The organism is Arthrobacter sp. PL16 (assembly GCF_035985055.1).
Classification (GTDB): Bacteria; Actinomycetota; Actinomycetes; order Actinomycetales; family Micrococcaceae; genus Arthrobacter_D; species Arthrobacter_D cheniae.
The window spans coordinates 352,824-371,922 of record NZ_JAXCIC010000001.1; the positions used below are offsets into that span (position 1 = coordinate 352,824).

18 protein-coding genes are annotated in these 19,099 nt (G+C 67.6%); 16 read left to right on the forward strand and 2 right to left on the reverse strand.

The window, feature by feature from the left end; all coding sequences use genetic code 11:
• Window position 1 precedes the first annotated feature (1 nt).
• From thrB to RCH21_RS01610, 6 genes are all read left to right on the forward strand, one after another.
• Window positions 2-1,009, forward strand: a complete 1,008-nt coding sequence (thrB, locus tag RCH21_RS01585) for a homoserine kinase (RefSeq protein ID WP_326962925.1) — start codon at window positions 2-4, stop codon at window positions 1,007-1,009.
• 333 nt (window positions 1,010-1,342) lie between these two features.
• A complete protein-coding gene (rho, locus tag RCH21_RS01590) occupies window positions 1,343-3,589 on the forward strand; it encodes a transcription termination factor Rho (protein WP_326962926.1) in 2,247 nt (748 codons plus the stop codon).
• Window positions 3,590-3,820: 231 nt separating this feature from the next.
• Complete coding sequence (gene prfA / locus RCH21_RS01595; RefSeq protein ID WP_120148061.1) at window positions 3,821-4,900, forward strand: peptide chain release factor 1; 1,080 nt, start codon at window positions 3,821-3,823, stop codon at window positions 4,898-4,900.
• A gap of 2 nt (window positions 4,901-4,902) precedes the next feature.
• Complete coding sequence (gene prmC / locus RCH21_RS01600; RefSeq protein WP_326962927.1) at window positions 4,903-5,784, forward strand: peptide chain release factor N(5)-glutamine methyltransferase; 882 nt, start codon at window positions 4,903-4,905, stop codon at window positions 5,782-5,784.
• On the forward strand, window positions 5,781-6,704 hold the full coding sequence (locus RCH21_RS01605) for a glycosyltransferase family 2 protein (protein WP_326962928.1): 924 nt from the start codon (window positions 5,781-5,783) through the stop codon (window positions 6,702-6,704). The genes prmC and RCH21_RS01605 overlap by 4 nt, the downstream gene beginning before the upstream one ends.
• 64 nt (window positions 6,705-6,768) lie before the next feature.
• A complete protein-coding gene (locus RCH21_RS01610; RefSeq protein WP_326962929.1) occupies window positions 6,769-7,554 on the forward strand; it encodes an L-threonylcarbamoyladenylate synthase in 786 nt (261 codons plus the stop codon).
• Between the two features lie 4 nt (window positions 7,555-7,558).
• Here the strand turns inward: RCH21_RS01610 and RCH21_RS01615 are convergent, their stop codons facing one another.
• Together RCH21_RS01615 and RCH21_RS01620 are read right to left on the reverse strand one after the other, a co-directional pair.
• On the reverse strand, window positions 7,559-8,503 hold the full coding sequence (locus RCH21_RS01615) for an NAD-dependent epimerase/dehydratase family protein (RefSeq protein WP_326962930.1): 945 nt from the start codon (window positions 8,501-8,503) through the stop codon (window positions 7,559-7,561).
• Window positions 8,500-9,474: a glycosyltransferase gene (locus RCH21_RS01620; protein ID WP_326962931.1), complete on the reverse strand. Its 975-nt coding sequence runs from the start codon at window positions 9,472-9,474 to the stop codon at window positions 8,500-8,502. Before RCH21_RS01620 ends, RCH21_RS01615 begins: the two co-directional genes overlap by 4 nt.
• 185 nt (window positions 9,475-9,659) lie before the next feature.
• Here RCH21_RS01620 and RCH21_RS01625 point away from each other — a divergent pair, with 185 nt between their 5' ends.
• From RCH21_RS01625 to RCH21_RS01670, 10 genes are all read left to right on the forward strand, one after another.
• Window positions 9,660-11,684 (forward strand): polysaccharide biosynthesis protein, encoded by a 2,025-nt coding sequence (locus tag RCH21_RS01625; protein WP_326962932.1) that lies wholly within the window; start codon window positions 9,660-9,662, stop codon window positions 11,682-11,684.
• A complete protein-coding gene (locus RCH21_RS01630; RefSeq protein WP_326962933.1) occupies window positions 11,681-12,703 on the forward strand; it encodes an MraY family glycosyltransferase in 1,023 nt (340 codons plus the stop codon). Before RCH21_RS01625 ends, RCH21_RS01630 begins: the two co-directional genes overlap by 4 nt.
• 169 nt (window positions 12,704-12,872) lie before the next feature.
• Window positions 12,873-13,397, forward strand: a complete 525-nt coding sequence (locus tag RCH21_RS01635) for a hypothetical protein (RefSeq protein ID WP_326962934.1) — start codon at window positions 12,873-12,875, stop codon at window positions 13,395-13,397.
• Between the two features lies 1 nt (window position 13,398).
• Window positions 13,399-13,716, forward strand: coding sequence for a hypothetical protein (locus RCH21_RS01640; RefSeq protein ID WP_326962935.1), 318 nt, complete (start codon window positions 13,399-13,401; stop codon window positions 13,714-13,716).
• Window positions 13,717-13,801: 85 nt separating this feature from the next.
• On the forward strand, window positions 13,802-14,623 hold the full coding sequence (atpB, locus tag RCH21_RS01645; RefSeq protein WP_120147959.1) for a F0F1 ATP synthase subunit A: 822 nt from the start codon (window positions 13,802-13,804) through the stop codon (window positions 14,621-14,623).
• A gap of 75 nt (window positions 14,624-14,698) precedes the next feature.
• The gene (locus RCH21_RS01650) at window positions 14,699-14,914 is read left to right on the forward strand and encodes an ATP synthase F0 subunit C (RefSeq protein ID WP_019481292.1); all 216 of its coding nucleotides are present in this window, start codon (window positions 14,699-14,701) and stop codon (window positions 14,912-14,914) included.
• A 50-nt stretch (window positions 14,915-14,964) separates the two neighbouring features.
• Window positions 14,965-15,516 (forward strand): F0F1 ATP synthase subunit B, encoded by a 552-nt coding sequence (locus RCH21_RS01655; RefSeq protein ID WP_120147958.1) that lies wholly within the window; start codon window positions 14,965-14,967, stop codon window positions 15,514-15,516.
• The gene (locus RCH21_RS01660; protein ID WP_326962936.1) at window positions 15,516-16,328 is read left to right on the forward strand and encodes a F0F1 ATP synthase subunit delta; all 813 of its coding nucleotides are present in this window, start codon (window positions 15,516-15,518) and stop codon (window positions 16,326-16,328) included. The genes RCH21_RS01655 and RCH21_RS01660 overlap by 1 nt, the downstream gene beginning before the upstream one ends.
• A 96-nt stretch (window positions 16,329-16,424) precedes the next feature.
• Window positions 16,425-18,059, forward strand: coding sequence for a F0F1 ATP synthase subunit alpha (gene atpA, locus RCH21_RS01665; protein WP_120147956.1), 1,635 nt, complete (start codon window positions 16,425-16,427; stop codon window positions 18,057-18,059).
• Window positions 18,060-18,149: 90 nt separating this feature from the next.
• Window positions 18,150-19,043: a F0F1 ATP synthase subunit gamma gene (locus RCH21_RS01670; RefSeq protein WP_120147955.1), complete on the forward strand. Its 894-nt coding sequence runs from the start codon at window positions 18,150-18,152 to the stop codon at window positions 19,041-19,043.
• Window positions 19,044-19,099: the final 56 nt, after the last annotated feature.

A 19,099-nucleotide genomic window follows, 5' to 3' on the forward strand; every position in this document is an offset into this window, starting at 1 on the left:
GATGGCAGGCCTGCCTGCAGTGCCTGTGCCGGCGTCGGTCGAGGCAGGAGGCGGCGTCGCCGACCTCCCCTCCGTCGAGTCGGGCCAGGACGTGGTGGTCCGGGTACCCGCCACCAGTGCCAACCTCGGACCGGGTTTCGACACCCTCGGACTCGCGCTGGCGCTGCATGATACCGTCCGGGTCCGCACCACGACGTCGGGCACGACGACGGTGCGCGCAACAGGGGAGGGCGCTGCCGCCCTGCCCACCGATGAGACGCACCTCGTCGCGCGTTCACTGATCAGCACGCTGAGCCGCGGGGGCTTCCGGGCATCGGGGCTCGAGCTGGACACCACGAATGTGATCCCGCACGGCAGGGGCCTCGGTTCCTCCGCAGCCGCGATCGTCGCCGGAGTGCTCGCGGCCAACGCGCTGCTGCCCGTCGATCGTCGGCTCGACGCCGCGCATCTCCTCCAGTGGGCCGCCTCGATCGAGGGCCACCCCGACAACGTCGCCCCGGCCCTTCTGGGCGCGCTCGCCATCTCCTGGGAGAGCGGCTACGCCTTCCACAGCACGCGCGTCGAGGTGCATCCGGACATCATCCCCGTCGTCGCCATCCCGGAGCTCGCGCTGTCCACGGACAGTGCCCGGGCCCTCCTGCCGCCGTCGGTGTCCCATCGCAGTGCCGCAGCCAATGCGGGCCGCGCGGCACTGCTCGTGCACGCCCTCGGAGCCGATCCGTCACTGCTGTTCCCTGCGACGCAGGACTCCCTGCACCAGGATTTCCGCGCCCAGGCCATGCTGCCGAGTGCCACCCTGATGCGCGGGCTGCGTTCGGCGGGATTCGCCAGCACCATCTCCGGGGCGGGACCGAGCGTCATGACGCTCGCCGTCGGGGAGGCGGGCGCGGCTGCGGCGGAGGAGGCCGTGCGGCAGCTGGTCGGGCAGGTGGACACGCCCGGCTCGTGGCGCATCCTCCGGCTCGCGATCGAGCATGTAGGTGCTAAAGTGGGAGTGCACCAAGGGTAATGATCGTTCCGGCGTACGCTGTGCGCCTCGCGAATCATTGTGTCTCTCAAGACATCGTGTGCTTCTGTTGAGTCGGCCGTCCTTTTCTCAGGGCCGCCACGAAAACTGCAGGTTCCTTGAGCAGTAGCACATCCTCCGGTGTAGCCTCCGACCTTATCTTCGTGCGTTCGGGCCAGATCTGACGCACGAAGACATCCTCAGGCTCACAGCACACCCAGCCGACGCCGGATAGCCTTCGGTCCAGCTGAACCCCGCCTGCTTCATATGCGGCACGGGGCAAACCACCGCGGACCACTGATCAGGTGGCCGCCCGACGAGGGGGAAGGATCCTTCGTGACTGACACCACTGACCTGTTACCAGGTGTGGCCACCCAAGACGCCGAAGCAACCGGCGCAACAACTTCCAAGAGCAGCGGCCTTGCCGGCCTGAAGCTAGCCCAGCTGCAGGCTCTTGCCGGACAGCTCGGGATCACCGGCGGATCGAGGATGCGCAAGAGCGACCTCGTGTCCGCGATCTCGGACCACCAGCGCGGCGGCGCCGTCGCCGATCGGCAGAAGGCTCCCTCCGTCCGGAGCGAGCGCACCGCCGACGCAGAGCGCACCGCTCCGGCCGACACCGCGACTGCAGGATCCTCGACCGCAGGACCCTCGACCGCAGATGCTCCGGCCCCTGCTTCCGAGGAGCGCACCGCGGACGAGCAGGCGCCGGCAGCCGAGCGCCAGCCCCGCACCCGCAACCGGAACCGTCGTGCAGGGAGTGACGGAGTCGTCTCCGCACCTGCATCGGATGCCGCCGTCGTCACCAGCGAGCAGGTCGAGGCTCCTTCCCGCGAGGGCTCGGAGGACTCACCGGCCGGCGAGCAGCAGGATCGCGGTGACCGCGAGAGCGGAGGCCGCAACCAGCGCAACCGCCGCAACCGCCGCGGCGAGGACCGTTCAGACGCGCAGTCGGGTCAGAACGAATCCACCAGTGCCCCGCAGGGCGAGACGCAGGCAACCGCACAGAACGACACGCAGGCCGAGACCCAGTCCGGCCAGCAGGGCGAGGGCCGTGCCGATCGCAACGAGCGACGCAACCGCTCACGCAACGGCCGCGACGAGGACCGCTCGAACAACGGATCCGGCAACGGTGCGAACGGAACGTTCACGAACGGCTCGAACAGCGGCGGGAACAACACCGGCAATAGCGACAGCCAGAACGACGGCGGCCGCAACGGCAGCGAGCGCAGCGACAACCGGAACAACGGCGCCAACGGCGCGAACGACGACGAGGGTCGCGGACGTAACCGACGCAACCGCGCGAACCGCACCGGCGGTCCCGTCGTCGAGGACCGCAGCAGCCGCTTCCGCGACCGCAACGACCGCAACGACCGCCGCCGTGGACGCACCCAGAACCCCGAGGTCGACGACGTCGAGGTCACCGAGGACGACGTCCTGCTGCCCGTAGCGGGCATTCTCGACGTCCTCGAGAACTACGCCTTCGTCCGCACCTCCGGCTACCTGCCGGGCCCCAACGACGTCTACGTATCCCTCGCCCAGGTCAAGAAGCACAACCTGCGCAAGGGCGACGCCGTCGTCGGCGCCATCCGCGCACCCCGTGATGGCGAGACCCAGGCCAGCGCACGCCAGAAGTTCAACGCCCTGGTCCGGATCACCACGGTCAACGGCCAGCCGGCAGAGGACCTGAAGGACCGCGTCGAGTTCGCGAAGCTCGTACCGCTGTACCCCTCGGACCGCCTGCGGCTCGAGACGGATCCCAAGAAGATCGGTCCGCGCGTCATCGACCTCGTGGCTCCGATCGGCAAGGGCCAGCGCGGGCTGATCGTCTCGCCGCCCAAGGCGGGCAAGACGCTGATCCTGCAGGCGATCGCCAACGCCATCACGATCAACAATCCTGAGGTCCACCTCATGATGGTGCTCGTCGACGAGCGTCCCGAAGAAGTCACCGACATGCAGCGGACCGTGAAGGGCGAGGTCATCGCCTCGACCTTCGACCGCCCGGCCGATGACCACACGACGGTCGCCGAGCTGTCCATCGAGCGTGCCAAGCGCCTCGTGGAGATGGGCCAGGACGTGGTGGTCCTGCTGGACTCCATGACCCGCCTGGGCCGTGCCTACAACCTCGCTGCTCCGGCGTCGGGCCGCATCCTGTCCGGTGGTGTCGACTCGGCAGCGCTGTACCCGCCGAAGCGCTTCTTCGGTGCCGCGCGCAACATCGAGAACGGTGGCTCGCTCACCATCCTCGCGACCGCGCTGGTGGAGACCGGCTCCAAGATGGACGAGGTCATCTTCGAGGAGTTCAAGGGCACCGGCAACATGGAGCTCCGCCTGTCACGCAATCTCGCGGACAAGCGCATCTTCCCCGCGGTGGACGTCAACGCGTCCGGCACACGGCGCGAGGAGAACCTCCTCTCGCCGGACGAGGTCAAGATCATGTGGAAGCTGCGCCGCGTGCTGTCGGGTCTGGAGACCCAGCAGGCACTCGAGCTGCTCACCAACAAGATCCGGGAGACGCAGTCCAACGTCGAGTTCCTGATGCAGGTCCAGAAGACCACGCTGGGCTCCAAGGACTCCGACTAGCACCACGGAACCGCCCGGAACGGGGCCACGACGCAGGGAGTCCGGCAGGCGATCAGCCTGCCGGACGCCCGGAACCCGTGGTCCCGTTCCAGGGCGGTTTTCGGGTTAAGCCCGCACGCCGGGACCGGCGTCCGGTGCGGGGACGGCATGCACGACCACCCGAGTGGTGACGTCCACTCCGCCCCGATGTTCTTCGTAGACTGGCCGTACACGCCGAAAGAGGTATACCCGATGTTTGAGTCCATCCAGGGACTGCTCGACGAACACTCCGAGCTGCAGGACCAGCTCGCCGATCCCGCTGTCCACGCCGACCAGGCGCTGGCGCGGAAGCTCGGCCGCAGGTACGCCGAACTCGGCCGCATCGTCGATGCGCACAACCGGTGGGCCGCCCTTGACGACGACCTCGAGGCCGCCCGCGGGATGGCCTCCGAAGACCCGGAGTTCGCCGCCGAGGTGCCCGTCCTCGAGGAGCAGCTCGCCGTCGCCCAGGAGCGCCTGCGACGACTGCTGATCCCGCGCGACCCGAACGACAGCCGCAACGTCATCATCGAGGTCAAGGGCGGCGAGGGTGGCGACGAAGCTGCGCTCTTCGCCGGGGACCTGCTCCGGATGTACGCCCGCTATGCCGAGTCCCGGGGCTGGAAGACCGAGCTCCTCTCGGCGAACGAATCCGATCTCGGTGGCTACAAGGACGTCCAGATGGCCATCAAGGGATCGTCGAACGATCCCGCCGAGGGCGTCTACGCGCGACTCAAGTTCGAGGGCGGGGTACACCGTGTCCAGCGGGTACCCGTCACGGAGTCCCAGGGCCGCATCCACACGTCCGCCGCGGGGGTCCTAGTCCTGCCCGAGGTCGACGAGCCCGAGGAAGTGCAGATCAGCCAGAACGACCTCAAGATCGATGTGTACCGCTCGTCCGGGCCCGGCGGGCAGTCCGTCAACACGACCGACTCCGCTGTGCGGATCACGCACCTTCCCACGGGCATCGTGGTGGCCATGCAGAACGAGAAGTCGCAGCTGCAGAACCGTGAGGCCGCCATGCGTGTGCTGCGCTCACGCATCCTGGCGCACGAGCAGGAGAAGATCGATGCGGTGAACTCCGACATCAGGAAGTCGCAAATCCGCACCATGGACCGTTCGGAGCGCATCCGCACCTACAACTACCCCGAGAACCGGATCGCGGACCACCGCACGGGGTACAAGGCCTACAACCTCGACGCCGTCATGAACGGCGAGCTGGAGCCCGTGGTGCAGTCGGCCATCGAGATGGACGAGCAGGCCCGCCTGGACGCCATCGGCTCGGACGAGTAGGCGTGGAGGAAGCCCTGCGGGCAGCGGAGCGTCGGCTCCGCGAGGCAGGCGTCCCGAGCCCCAGGGTCGACGCCGAACTTCTGGCCGCCCACCTCCTCGGGGTCTCAAGGGGACGCCTGCGTGCCCTCGCCCTCACCGGAGCGGACATCCCCGAGGGCTTCCACGCCCTGATCGACGAGCGTGCCCGGCGGGTACCCCTGCAGCACCTGACGGGAACGGCGTCCTTCCGGCGCCTCGACCTGTCGGTCGGGCCCGGCGTCTTCATCCCACGGCCCGAGACCGAGACCGTGGCGCAGTTCGTGATCGACCTGGCCAAGGGTATGGTCGGCCCGAAGATCGTCGACCTCGGCACCGGATCGGGGGCGATCGCCGCGGCGATAGCGGACGAGGTGCCGGGCGCGGAGGTGTACGCCGTCGAGCTCAGCGGCCTGGCACTCGCGTGGGCGGCAGCGAACCTCGAGCAATTCGGGGTGCGCCTGATCCAGGCCGACCTCGCGACGGCCCTTCCCGAGCACAACGGCTCCTTCGACATCGTGGTCTCCAATCCGCCGTACATCCCCGCGGAAGCCGTGCCGAACGAGCCCGAGGTGGCGGAGCACGATCCGCAGATGGCCCTGTACGGCGGGGGAGCGGACGGCCTGCAGCTGCCGCGGGCCGCCGCAGCCTCTGCTGCGCGGCTCCTCAGGCCCGGCGGCAGCTTCGTCATGGAGCACGCCGAGGTACAGGCGCCCTGGGTCGCCGCCTTCCTCGTGCAGGCCGGCGTCTGGTCCTCGGTGACGACGCACCAGGACCTCGGCGGACGGGACCGGGCGACGAGCGCCGTGCTCAGCGACGACGAGGCATCGACAGGATCGACAGCGACGACAGGACAGGCATCACGATGACGGAGCAGCCGACCCAGGCACCATCGACCGGCGACACCGTGGCCGTGGCCGCGGTGACCTACGACCGCCCCGGGGAGCTGGCCCAACTCCTGCGCTCGCTCGCCGCCCAGACAGCACCGATCGTGACGGTGGCGCTCGTGGACTCCGGCACGAAGCCGGCCGGTGATGTCGTTGCGGCCGCCGAGGGCACCATCCACTACCTGCGCTCGGAGGCGAACCTCGGAGGTGCGGGTGGCTTCGCCTTCGCGATCCTCGCGGCGATCGCCAGCGGGGCCCAGTGGATCTGGCTCATGGACGACGACGGCCATCCCGAGGACGAGCGCTGCCTCACCGAACTGCTCCGCGCCGCGCACGAGCACGAGCTCGACATCGTGAGTCCACTGGTCGCGGCGACCTCCGACCCCTCTCGCCTGTCCTTCAACTTCCGGATCAACGGACGGCTGACCAACGACCGCGCGACGCTGGAGCCGATGGGTTTCCTGCCCGACATGGTGCACTTCTTCAACGGGGCGCTGATCCGCGCCGAGGTGTTCTCGAAGATCGGGCTGCCGGACATGAAGTTCTTCATCCGCGGGGACGAGGTGGACTTCCTCGCACGCGTGCGGAAGGCCGGTCTGAAGTACGGGACCCTGGCCACCGTGGCCGTCCGCCACCCGGCCACCTGGACGGAGATGAAGCCGATCTTCGGTGGCTTCATCACCCCGGTGATCCCCGAGGGCGACTTCAAGCGGTTCTCCTACTTCCGCAACCGGGCCTACCTCGCCCGCAAGTACCGGAACCTTCGATGGTTCGGTGCGGACGTCATCGGTTTCCCCTACTACTTCCTCACACAGCGCGACCTGAGAGGCCTGCGGGCCTGGTTCGCAGCATATTCGGCAGGCTTCCGTGGCACGGGCTTCGGCCCGCCGCCGTCGGCCTGAGTCCGCCCCTGACCCACCCGCCTGATGCGCGCAGGCGTGTCCCCCCTGATGGAAAGATGATCCGGTGACCACTAGCTACGACTGCTCCGACCCCCTTCAGAAACGCGAGGGATTGACCGCAGCCCAGCGGGCCGTCTCGCTCAAGCAGGTCGTCGTGCTGCCGACGGACACCGTGTACGGCATCGGAGCCGACGCCTTCTCACCCCAGGCCGTCGCGACCCTGCTGGCCTCCAAGGGGCGCGGCCGGAACATGCCGCCGCCGGTCCTCATCCCACGGATCCAGACGCTCGACGGCCTCGCGACGGATGTCCTTCCCGACGCGCGCAGGTTGGCCGAGGCGTTCTGGCCCGGTGGCCTCACACTGATCTGCCATTCCCAGCCGTCCCTCACCTGGGACCTGGGTGACGCACTCGGTACCGTTGCCCTCCGGATGCCCGACGACGAGGTAGCCCTCGAGCTCCTGACCCTCACGGGGCCGCTGGCCGTCTCCTCGGCGAACAGGACGGGCCAGCCGGCCGCGACGACGGCCGCCGAGGCAGCAGGACAATTGGCGGAATCCGTGGCCGTGTACCTGGACGCAGGCCCACGGACAGCGGGAGGCGGCACAGGCTCGACGATCGTCGATGCGACGGGGGAGACCCTGCGGGTCGTACGCCAGGGCACTCTTTCGCTGGAACGGCTGCGCGAGGTCGTGCCGGGAATCGTCGGGATCGACGGCGCCGACCCGGGCGTCGGGACTCCGGCAGAGTCGGGGAAGGTTGCGCCGGCAGAGCCGGGCAGCGGAACACCGGCAGAGTCGGTGGACGACGCGCCGGCGGTGTCCGGCGGCTCCGGCCCCTTCACCTCCTGACGGTTTACCTCCAGACGGTGCCCCCGGTTGCAGCGCCGGCAGCGGCGAGGACGTCCCGCACCCGGGCCGTCGGGACGATACCTGCCTGAACGGCCCAGCCGGGCACCTGATCCTGCCCGAACCACATCAGTTCCACACGGCGCACGTGTCCGTCGAGGCGTCCGCGCATCAGCATCGACGCCGAATAGCCTCCTGCCACGGCTACCCTGCACAGGGCCGCCGGCAGCGCACGGGGCCGCCCGCCCGCCGCCTCGAGGACCGAGCGGGCCGTGAGTCCCTCCCATGGCTGCAGGACGATCCGGGGCACGACGTCGTCGTGGCGCCCCGCCGCGACCACCAGGTCGGCCAGCGCCTCGACCGAGGTGATGGGGGACTTCGCGCTGCCCGGTGAAGCCACCGAGGCCAGCGGTGAGCGGGCGAGCCGGGCGATAGCCGTCGTCATCGGGCGTCCCGTGCCCTGGACCGACGTGGCCCGCACCGTCACCACGGACAGGTCGGGGAGCCGCAGCGCAGCGAGGCCCTGTTCGCCGAGGGCCTTGCTGCGCGAGTAGGCCGAGAACGGCCGTACGGCATCCGTCTCGTCCAGCGTTGCCGTTCTCCCCTGCACAGCCGCGCTGCTCAGGTGGAGAAAGCGCCGGACGCGCGCCTCGCCGGCCGCGCGGGCGAGGACGACGGGGAGCAGAGCGTTCGCGCCGAGCAGGTCGGCGCCGGCGGACGCAGACGGCGTGGCCAGTCCCGCCGCGTTGACGACGACATCGTGCCCCTTCATGAGTGCCACCAGCGTCGTGATGTCAGCACGGACGGCGGCTTCGGCCAGCGCCTCCGGTGTGTCCGCCGCGGTCCTGAGCCGTGGCGCTGGAGCGGTCCGGGCCTCGACGCCTGCTGATTCGAGTGCCCGGAGTATCGCGGACCCGACGAAGCCGGACCCGCCGAGGACGAGCCAGCTCACCGGCGTTCCGCCTGCACGGCCGGGTCCGCCAGCGGCGGCTCAGGCCGCCAGTCCCGATCCCGCAGGATGACGCGCGCGGCTCGCCAACCCCGCCACAGGGCGGAGACCCCTGACAGTGTTCGCTCGACGGCGACCAGCCGTACGACCTCCTTGCCCGTCGAGAGGAGAGTCCCGAGTCCGAAGCCCACGCGGGAGTAGCAGCCGTTGACCTGGAGGTAGCGTGCGAGGTGCCCGCGGTTGCGCATGCCGCAGAACCGCGACAGGTCGCTCGAATCGTTCAGGTGACGTACGCCGAGGTCGATCTGCCGTTGGGGGCGGGTCTTCTGGAGCACGAACGCGTCGACGTAGGCCACGGGGTGCTGCTGCGAGATGAGCCAGCCGTAGGTGGTGTCGTCACCGTTGAGGAAGAAGCGCGCATCCGGCAGACCCGTCTCCCGCACCACGTCGGCCGAGACGAGCATCCCCTCGAAGCAGCCGACGTTGGTGTGGAAGACCGGAGACGACGCGAAGACATCGCCGCGGACCGGCAGATGGACGCCGAGGGACTCGTTGAGGATGTGCTGCCAGAAGAAGGGGTTCCCGGCGTGGTCGAGGCGGCGCCCGTGGATGCAGGAGTAGCGGCCCATCCAGGGAGCGAAGGAGGCGAGGGCGTCGGGGAGGACGACGACGTCGTCGTCCATCAGCCAGAGCCAGTCGGCGCCCTCCTCGAGTCCGGCCGTCACCCCGGCCGCGAACCCGCCCGAACCTCCGACATTGCTCGGGAGCCGATGCACGATGACCGGCACGGGAAGGTCCACCGCGGCGAGTACCGCGGTGGTCCCGTCGGTGCTGGCATTGTCGACGACGATGACGCCCGCGGGTGCAGGATCGAGGGACGCGATGGAGCCGAGGAGTTCTTGCAGGTGGGTTGCCCGATTGAAGGTGGTGATGACGATGAACACGCGGGGAGAGCCGGCGTCAGGGGCGGACAACCTGTTCCTTCCAGGCCGCGCCAGGGCAGTGCGCAACAGGCCTGGCGCAGGCGGGGCAGTTAGTATTCTCGGGTAGTAGCAGTCTATTACACCGCGTTCCAGCCCCTGCCGGTCCGGTCCCGGCACTACCGGTGCCGGGTCTCCCGGCGGCAGCACGTGAAGTGTGGAAGGCGGTGTCGGCCTGCATGACACCGTTAGGAATCATGGGACTCAACGAAGGCCGGGCTACCGCCCGGACACCCGGCTCCACCGCCGCAGCCTCGACCGGCGACAAACCGGCCATCTGGTTGTGGTCGCAGTACCTGCTGGATGCGGCGGCCTGGATCGTCGCCATCCTCCTTGCCCTGATCCTGCGCTACGAACTCCTCGTCAAGGAAGTCAACGTCCCGGGCATCGCTGCATTCTGTGCGGTCGCCGTGGTCGCGCAGCTGGTGGTGGGCCTGAGTTTCGCGCTCTATCGCGGCAGGTACAGCTTCGGCAGCTTCCACGAGGCGAAGCTCCTGGTCATCGTCGCGGTGCTCGTCGGGGTGATCCTCGTCCTGGTCAGCGTCGCGTTCTTCACCGTGATCGAGGTGCCGCGGAGCATCGGCATCATCGCCTTCCCCTTCGCCTGCATGTTCCTCGCGGCCACGCGGTACCTCAAGAGGATGTACGTCGAGAGCAAGGCGAAGCCGGGCGAGGACGCCCAGCGGACGCTGATCTACGGAGCCGGGTTCCTCGGCAACTCCCTCGTCAACCGGATGATGCAGGATCCGGAATCGCCCTACTTCCCCGTCGGGCTGATCGACGACGATCCCGCCAAGAAGCACCTCCGACTCTCCGCCGTGCCCGTCCTGGGCCGCATCGACGACCTGCGTGAGGTGGCTACGAGGACCCAGGCATCGATCCTCGTCATCGCCTTCTCGGAGGTCGAGGCGGCTCAGGTGCGCCGGGTCTCCGACCTCGTGGCGGGCCTCGGGATCAAGGTGCTGGTCCTGCCCCCGCTGCGGGACATGCTCGGGGCCACGGGCCCGGCGATCGCCGATTTCCGCGAGGTCGCCGTCGAGGACCTCATCGGGCGGCGCCCGGTGGACATCCACCCCGACGACGTGGCCGGCTACATCACCGGCAAGCGAGTGCTGGTGACAGGTGCCGGTGGCTCGATCGGCTCGGAGCTGTGCCGGCAGCTCTCGGCCTTCGCCCCGGCCGAGCTCATCATGCTGGACCGCGACGAGACCGGCCTGCAGTCCACGCAGATATCCCTCACCGGACGCGGCCTCCTGACCGGCAGGGATACCGTGCTGGCGGACATCCGCGACGCCGACGCCCTGCTCGACATCTTCGAGGACCGCAGGCCGCAGGTCGTGTTCCACGCGGCAGCCCTCAAGCACGTATCCCTGCTGGAGCAGTATCCCGAGGAGGCCTGGAAGACCAACGTCCAGGGATCGCTCAATGTCCTGCAGGCATCCGCGGCGGTAGGCGTCACCAACTTCGTCAACATCTCGACGGACAAGGCAGCCGATCCGACGAGCGTCCTCGGTCACTCCAAGCGCGTCGCGGAGAAGCTCGCGTCCTGGCACGCGGAGCGCACGGGGCAGCGCTTCGTGTCCGTCCGCTTCGGCAATGTCATCGGCAGTCGCGGCTCCATGCTCCCGCTGTTCACGGAGCAGATCCGCAACGGCGGTCCGATCACCGTGACCGACCCCGACGTCACCCGGTTCTTCATGACCATTCCCGAGGCATGCCAGCTCGTGGTGCAGGCCGGTGCGATCGGCAGGGGAGGCGAGGTGCTGATCCTCGACATGGGGGAACCCGTGAAGATCCTCGACGTCGCGCAGCGCATGATCGCGATGTCCGGCAAGGACATCGATATCGTCTTCACGGGACTGCGGCCCGGCGAGAAGATGCATGAGGACCTGATGGGCGTGGGGGAGGAGGACTCCCGTCCACTCCACCCGAAGATCTCGCACACCTCGGTTGTGCCGCTCGACCCGCAGCAGCTCAGCCTGCAGGAATGGAAAGCCGAGGGCGGCTTCGGACATGACCAGCGGAGCATCGCATCGCTCGATGCAGCCACGGAGCTCGGTGCCATCGAGCCCGGTGCCACGCCCGACGGCGGATCGGCGTACGAGAAGAACGACGCGGCAGGCACCGTCCGCCATAGCAGCTCCACCTCGGCGTCGCGGCCGTCCACGCCCTCCACCTCCGGTGCCGGCGGCGGTGCGTCGTGAGCGTCCTCCTGGTCGTCGTCGGGCTTGTCGCGCTCGTCCTCTCGCTTGCACTGCCGGTCGTCGTGAAGCCCCTGCTCCGGCGGCTGGGGGTCATCGACATCCCCAACGACCGGTCCTCCCACAGCACCGTCGTCATCCGCGGGATGGGACTGGCCGTGGCGGTGGCGATCCTGGCAGCGCTGGTCCTTTCGCTCGTCACGGGTCTGGTCGCGGTCGACCGCTCGCTGATCCTCGTCATCGTCGTCCTGGTGGCAGCAGCCTCCACCCTCGGCTGGGTCGAGGACTTCCGCGGCCTGTCCGTCAAGGTCCGCCTGTCGGCGCAACTCGTCATCGGGGCGATCGGCACTGCCGCGCTCGCGACGTCGATCGACGACAGCAGCTACTGGTGGGTCCCGGTCGGAGCCGTCGCCTTCGCCACCTACATCAATGCCACCAACTTCATGGACGGTATCAACGGGATCTCGGGCATGCACGGGTTGGTCGTCGGCCTGTTCTATTCGTGGGCAGGCGTGCTGAGCGACCAGGTGTGGCTGACGGTCGCGGGCCTCGTGGTCGCCGCTGCCTTCACGGGATTCCTGCCGTGGAACCTGGGGCGGGGCTTCGTGTTCCTCGGAGACGTGGGCAGCTATCTGCTCGGTGCTTCCATCGCCGCCATCGCCGTGACCGGACTACTCGCCGGGGTCTACCTCGAGTACCTCCTCTCGCCGGTGCTGATCTACCTCGCGGACACGTTCACCACGTTCCTCCGGCGGGCCAGACGCGGTGAGCGGCTCTCGACCGCCCACCGCCAGCACGTCTACCAGCGGCTGACGGACGCCGGCCTCAACCACGTCCAGGTGTCGATCTTCGTCAGCATCCTCTCGGCGCTGACCGCTGCCGCCGGCTTCGTGCTCGCCACTGCCCCCGCGCCCCTCGCGGTGTCCGTTTCGCTGTTCGCGGCCGTCGTCGTCGCGCTCTACCTCTATTCACCGCGGATCCTCCGCGCGGTAGCCCGGCGCCGGGCGACGGCGGAAGCCTGACTCCCGGAGGCCCGCCCCGCGTGCGGTAGAATTTCAGGCGCCGGGCGCGACGACGACCAGTCCCGCTGATCCGGCATCAGACCTCCCGACGCCGTCGGCGGAGGAGCAGCAGGGCGCCGGACGGCGCAGCAGACAGAGCGGACAGAACGTGCCACGACCGGATCATCCGGTGAACGGACCCGATCGCCCGAACCTCGTACCGGTATCGGGCGCCACCGAATCGCCCTGGCTGGGGATCCTGTCGCGCAGTGCCGCCGCAGGCGGAACCGTCGCCGTCGTGCTGGCGGTGGCTGCAACCCTTGCGACGGCGCCTGCTGCCGGCCTGAGCGTGCTCTTCGGCGCCGCCCTCGTGATCGCCTTCTTCGGCATCAGCCTCCTCATCGGGCACTACACAGGACGGACGAACCCGTCCGGAGCCCTCGGGCTCTTCGCCGTGACCTATGCGATCAAGGTGGTCGGCTTCGCCGCCGTCCTCTTCTTACTGGGAACGCCGGGCTGGCTCGACCGCACCTGGTTCTTCACGGGTGCTCTCGCCACCGTCATCGCCTGGCAGGTCGCCGAGGTCTTCGCCTTCTCGCGGTTGAGGACACCTCTTTACGTCGACGCCGAGGACGCCGGTGAAGCCGCCCCGAGCCCGGGAGCCACCCCTGCCTCGGATGCCGCCCCTCCTGTCCATCGAACGGAAGGACACTGACATGCCAGGCTCCACCCCCGCTCCGGACAACGATCCGGCTCCTCCGTCCGAGCAGGTCGACGCGCGCTTTTCGAACGGCGGTTACAACGCCGGTATGGCGGTCTTCAGCTACATCATTGGCGGGATCCTGGTGTGGAGTTTGATAGGCTGGGGCCTGGATAACCTCCTCGACACGCGCTGGTTGGTGCTGGCGGGAGCGTTCTTAGGTGCAGCGGGGGGTTTCTACCTCTCCCACATGCACAACCTCACTCGGGACCACACGCCGAATCCGCGAAGCGGACTCCGGACGACGCCCGGTGCCGAGGTAGGACCCGAGTGATTCCCCTTAACTTAACGAGTCGGACCAGTCACGCTTCGGCCGAACAGATCTTGCCCAATGATGGACACTGCAGAGAGGAAACGCGTTGATCGCGCTTGCGCTCCCGGCCGCAACTACCGAAGAGGGATTCGTAGCCCCGACGATAGAGGACACCCACTACAGGGACATCCTCCCGTGGGGTGGCGAGTACGGCGTCCTGCTGGAGGCCGGATTCGGTAAGCAGATGCTGCTGACCATCCTCTCGGTCGTCCTCATCGCCGCCTTCTTCCTCATCGCCTCACGACGTCGGCAGATGGTGCCCGGCAAACTCCAGTTCCTGGGAGAATCGGCCTACGGCTTCGTCCGCAACTCCATCGGCAAGGACATCATCGGCGGGAACGACTTCCTCCGCTACGTCCCCTGGCTCTTCACCGCCTTCTTCTTCGTGCTGGTGAACAACATCTTCGGGGCCATCCCGTTCCTGCAGCTGCCGACGTTCTCCCACCCGGGCAGCGCCTACGGTATCGCAGCCCTCTTCTTCTTCCTCTGGGTCGGTATCGGCCTCAAGAAGCACGGCATCCGCTACTTCAAGCTGGCCGTCGTCCCGTCGGGCGTCCCGTGGTACATCCTGCTCATCGTGGTGCCGATCGAGATCATCTCGAACTTCATCGTCCGGCCGGTCACCCACTCGCTCCGACTCTTCGCCACGATGCTCGCCGGCCACCTCATTGTGACCCTGGCCGGCTCGGCCATCGAGTACATGGTCATGACGGGCAACATCTTCCTCCAGGGGACCAGCGTGCTCGTCCTCGTCGGCTCGATCGCGATGTACATGCTCGAGGCGCTGATCATGGTCCTGCAGGCCTACGTGTTCACGTTGCTCGCCGCGATCTACATCGAAGGCGCCCTGCACGCCGACGCCCACTGATTCACACACGTCTTCCCCGTCGGGGATGATCCCAAACAACCTGTCGCATCAAGGCGGCATCTTGAAAGGAACACAATGGAAGTACAGGGTAGCCTCAACCTCGTTGGATACGGTCTCTCCGCAATCGGCGGTGGTATCGGCGTGGGTCTCGTCTTCGCGGCCTACATCAATGGTGTAGCTCGCCAGCCTGAGGCACAGCGTGTCCTCCAGCCCATCGCCTTCCTCGGCCTGGCGTTGACCGAAGCCCTCGCGATCCTGGGTCTCGTCTTCGCCTTCGTCATCGGCGCCTGACACAGCCGCTCCGACCGACCGAAGACCAGTTGAAGAAAGACGGGTGAAAAATGCTTGATGCAGCGATTATGGCGGCGGAAGAGGGATCGAATCCTCTGATCCCGAACGTATGGGAACTGCTGGTGACCGTTGTCGGCTTCGTCGTCCTGATGTACATCGTTCGCAAGTTCGTCATGCCGGCATTCGAAAAGACATTCGCCGAGCGAACCGAGGCAATCGAAGGCGGCATCGCGAAAGCCGAGGCCGCTCAGGCCGAGGCCAACGCGGCCCTCGACCAGTACAAGCAGCAGCTTGTCGAGGCACGGACCGAGGCGAACCGCATCCGTGAGGAGGCGCGCGCCGAGGGTGCCCAGATCCTCGCGGACCTGAAGGAGAAGGCTGCGGCCGAGTCGGCACGCATCACCGAGCAGGCCCACGTCCAGATCGAAGCCGAGCGCCAGGCCGCCGTGGTCTCGCTCCGGGCCGAGGTCGGAACGCTCGCGACCGACCTGGCAAGCCGGATCGTCGGGGAGTCCCTCGCCGACGACGCACGCTCGTCGCGTGTCGTCGACCGCTTCCTCGCAGATCTCGAGACGTCGTCGAGCGCAGGTGCAGCGAAGTAATGGCAGGAGTATCGAGCCTCTCCCTGGCGAAGGTCCGTCAAGGACTGGAGCCACGACTGCCGGGTGCCGACCTGGCACTGGCCGAGGACCTGTTCGGTGTCCTGGTGATCCTGGACAGCAATGCAGGCCTCCGCCGTGCGCTGACGGATCCCTCACGCACCGGCAGCGACAAGGCCGTGCTCGTCGACCAGCTGATCGCCGGTCGTGTCTCGTCCGAAGCGGCGAGTATCGTCCGCGACCTCGTCGGTGAGCGCTGGGGCAATGCTCGCGACATCGGTGACGCCCTGGAGACCCTCGCGGCCACCGTGGTCATCTCGGTGGCCGAGCAGGGCAGCGGTGTGGAGGGCTTGGAAGAGCTCGAGAACGAGCTGTACTCCTTCGTCCAGGTGGTCGCGTCCAACCACGCCCTGCAGAGGGCGCTGTCGGAAGCGCAGGCCACCCCGGAGTCGAAGGTGGCGCTCGGCCTGAAGCTCGTGCCGCAGGCCGGACCGGCAGCACGGCTGCTGATCAGCCAGGCCGTTCGGGCCCCGCGGGGCATGAAGCCCGCAGCGCTCGTCGGGCGGTTCCTCGAACTGGTTGCAGCACGCCAGCAGCGCTGGATCGCCAACGTCAGCGTCACCCGTCCGCTGACGGCGAGCCAGCAGGAACGCCTGGCGACCGGTCTGAACGCGATGTACGGCCGGCAGCTGAAGGTCAACGTGAAGGTAGACCCCTCACTCATCGGTGGAGTGCGCGTCAGCGTAGGGGACGAAATGGTCGATTCGACTGTCGTCACTCGCCTGTCCGAACTCCGTCGCAAGCTGGCGGGATAGGCGTTCGCGCCTTGTTCCTTCCACGTCATCAACTGAATCACACCCCGGTCGCCACGCATCCCATGGTGATCACAACACAGGAGAGCAGGGACTGAGATGGCCGAATTGACCATCAACGCCGAAGACGTTCGTAGTGCGTTGAACGACTTTGCGGCGTCCTACGAGCCCGGAAACGCGGAGCGCGTCGAAGTCGGCCGCGTGACCACCGCCAGCGACGGCATTGCCCGAGTCGAGGGACTTCCCTCGGTCATGGCCAATGAGCTGCTGCGGTTCGAGGACGGCACGCTCGGACTCGCCCAGAACCTCGACACCCGTGAAATCGGTGTCGTCGTCCTCGGTGACTACAACGGCATCGAAGAAGGCCAGGAAGTGCACCGCACGGGCGAGATCCTCTCGGTTCCCGTCGGCGACGCTTTCCTCGGTCGTGTCGTGGACCCCCTGGGCCAGCCCATCGACGACCTGGGCGAGATCGTCGCCGAGGGCCGCCGAGCGCTCGAGACCCAGGCTCCCGGCGTCACACAGCGCAAGTCGGTGCACGAGCCGATGCAGACCGGCCTCAAGGCCATCGACGCGATGATTCCCATCGGCCGCGGACAGCGCCAGCTGATCATCGGCGACCGCCAGACCGGCAAGACCGCCATCGCGGTGGACACGATCATCAACCAGAAGGCCAACTGGGCTTCCGGCGACGTGAACAAGCAGGTCCGCTGCATCTATGTGGCGATCGGCCAGAAGGCGTCGACCATCGCTGCGGTCCGCCAGACCCTCGAGGACAAGGGTGCCCTGGAGTACACGACCATCGTCGCGTCTCCCGCCTCCGACCCCGCGGGCTTCAAGTACCTCGCCCCCTACGCCGGTTCCGCCATCGGGCAGCACTGGATGTACGGCGGCAAGCACGTCCTGATCGTGTTCGACGACCTCTCGAAGCAGGCAGAGGCCTACCGCGCGGTATCCCTCCTGCTCCGCCGGCCGCCGGGACGCGAGGCCTACCCGGGCGACGTGTTCTACTTGCACTCCCGTCTCCTGGAGCGCTGTGCGAAGCTCTCCGACGAGCTCGGCGCCGGCTCGATGACGGGCCTGCCGCTCGTCGAGACGAAGGCGAATGACGTGTCGGCCTACATCCCGACCAACGTCATCTCCATCACCGACGGCCAGATCTTCCTGCAGTCGGACCTCTTCAACGCCAACCAGCGTCCTGCCGTGGACGTCGGCGTGTCGGTGTCCCGCGTCGGCGGTGCCGCTCAGGTGAAGTCGATGAAGAAGGTCTCGGGCACGTTGAAGCTCGACCTCGCCCAGTACCGCGACATGCAGGCGTTCGCCATGTTCGCCTCCGACCTGGACGCGGCATCACGTCAGCAGCTGACCCGTGGTGCGCGGCTGATGGAACTGCTGAAGCAGGGCCAGTACTCACCGATGCCGGTGGAGCAGCAGGTCGTCTCCATCTGGGCAGGAACGAACGGGCACCTCGACGAAGTACCCGTCGAGGACATCAACCGCTTCGAGACGGAGTTCCTGGAACACCTCGGCCACACGTCGCCGATCCTCACCACCCTTGCCCAGACGGGCAAGCTCGAGGACTCGACGATCGAGGAGCTGAAGACGCAGATCACGAACTTCAAGCAGGGCTTCTTCGGTACCGGTGGGGACGGTGTCCACCCCGGTCACGAGGAGCACGAAGCGATCGACGCCGATTCGGTCGAGCAGGAAAAGATCGTCAGGCACAAGCGCTAGAGGATCTGCTGCCGGGAGGGACCAACCCTCCCGGCGTGCAGCACCCTGGCCTGATCGCTTCTCCTAGCGGAAGCGAAGGAAAGGACAACAATGGGAGCCCAGATCCGGGTCTACCGCCAGAAGATCGCCTCGACCACATCGACGCGGAAGATCTTCAAGGCGATGGAACTGATCGCGACTTCTCGCATCGGCAAGGCACGTACGCGTGTTGCCGCGGCGCTGCCGTACGCGAACGCGATTACACGTGCCGTCTCGGCCGTCTCGTCGCAGACGGAGATCGACCACCCCCTGACCACCGAGCGCGGTCAGGTGCGGCGCGCAGCCGTACTGGTGATGGCATCCGACCGAGGCCTCGCCGGCTCGTATTCGGCCAGTGCCCTCAAGCAGGCGGAGGGACTCTTCGAGACGCTCCGCTCCGAGGGCAAGGAGATCCAGGCATACCTCATCGGCCGGAAAGCCCAGGTCTACTTCGACTTCCGCAGCCGCGGTTACGAGAAGGTCTGGACCGGAGGCACCGATGCTCCCGAGTTCAGCACCGCCCGTGAGGTCGGTGAGGCGCTCCTGTCCACCTTCCTGAAGGACTTCGAGGACGGTGGCGTGGAGGAGATCCACGTCGTCTACACGAAGTTCAGGTCGATGGTCGTGCAGGAACCGTCCATCATGCGCCTGCTCCCGCTCGAGGTCGTGGACGAGGACGAGCCGCAGGACGGCGAACTCCTCCCTCTCTACGAGTACGAGCCGGAGCCCGAGCAGGTTCTGGACGCGCTCCTTCCGAGGTACATCGAAGCGCGTATCTTCGCCGCCATGCTGCAGGCAGCGGCGAGCGAGCTCGCTGCCCGCCAGCGGGCGATGAAGTCCGCAGGTGACAACGCGACGGAGCTCATCAAGAAGTACACACGCCTGCGCAACACCGCCCGCCAGGCGGAGATCACCCAGGAGCTCTCGGAGATCGTCGCCGGCGCGGATGCGTTGAACGCCTCCTGATGTCCTCCCTCATCCGGGTCCTCGCGGGCGCCGGGTGCACAGCTAGACTTGTTTCC

Bases quoted from the DNA above. Each gene is read 5' to 3' on its own strand.
- thrB (WP_326962925.1), top strand. From the start codon at position 2: ATGGCAGGCCTGCCTGCAGTGCCTGTGCCGGCGTCGGTCGAGGCAGGA.
- prfA (WP_120148061.1), top strand. From the start codon at position 3,821: ATGTTTGAGTCCATCCAGGGACTGCTCGACGAACACTCCGAGCTGCAG.
- RCH21_RS01605 (WP_326962928.1), top strand. From the start codon at position 5,781: ATGACGGAGCAGCCGACCCAGGCACCATCGACCGGCGACACCGTGGCC.
- RCH21_RS01625 (WP_326962932.1), top strand. From the start codon at position 9,660: ATGACACCGTTAGGAATCATGGGACTCAACGAAGGCCGGGCTACCGCC.
- RCH21_RS01640 (WP_326962935.1), top strand. From the start codon at position 13,399: ATGCCAGGCTCCACCCCCGCTCCGGACAACGATCCGGCTCCTCCGTCC.
- RCH21_RS01650 (WP_019481292.1), top strand. From the start codon at position 14,699: ATGGAAGTACAGGGTAGCCTCAACCTCGTTGGATACGGTCTCTCCGCA.
- RCH21_RS01655 (WP_120147958.1), top strand. From the start codon at position 14,965: ATGCTTGATGCAGCGATTATGGCGGCGGAAGAGGGATCGAATCCTCTG.
- RCH21_RS01660 (WP_326962936.1), top strand. From the start codon at position 15,516: ATGGCAGGAGTATCGAGCCTCTCCCTGGCGAAGGTCCGTCAAGGACTG.
- atpA (WP_120147956.1), top strand. From the start codon at position 16,425: ATGGCCGAATTGACCATCAACGCCGAAGACGTTCGTAGTGCGTTGAAC.
- RCH21_RS01670 (WP_120147955.1), top strand. From the start codon at position 18,150: ATGGGAGCCCAGATCCGGGTCTACCGCCAGAAGATCGCCTCGACCACA.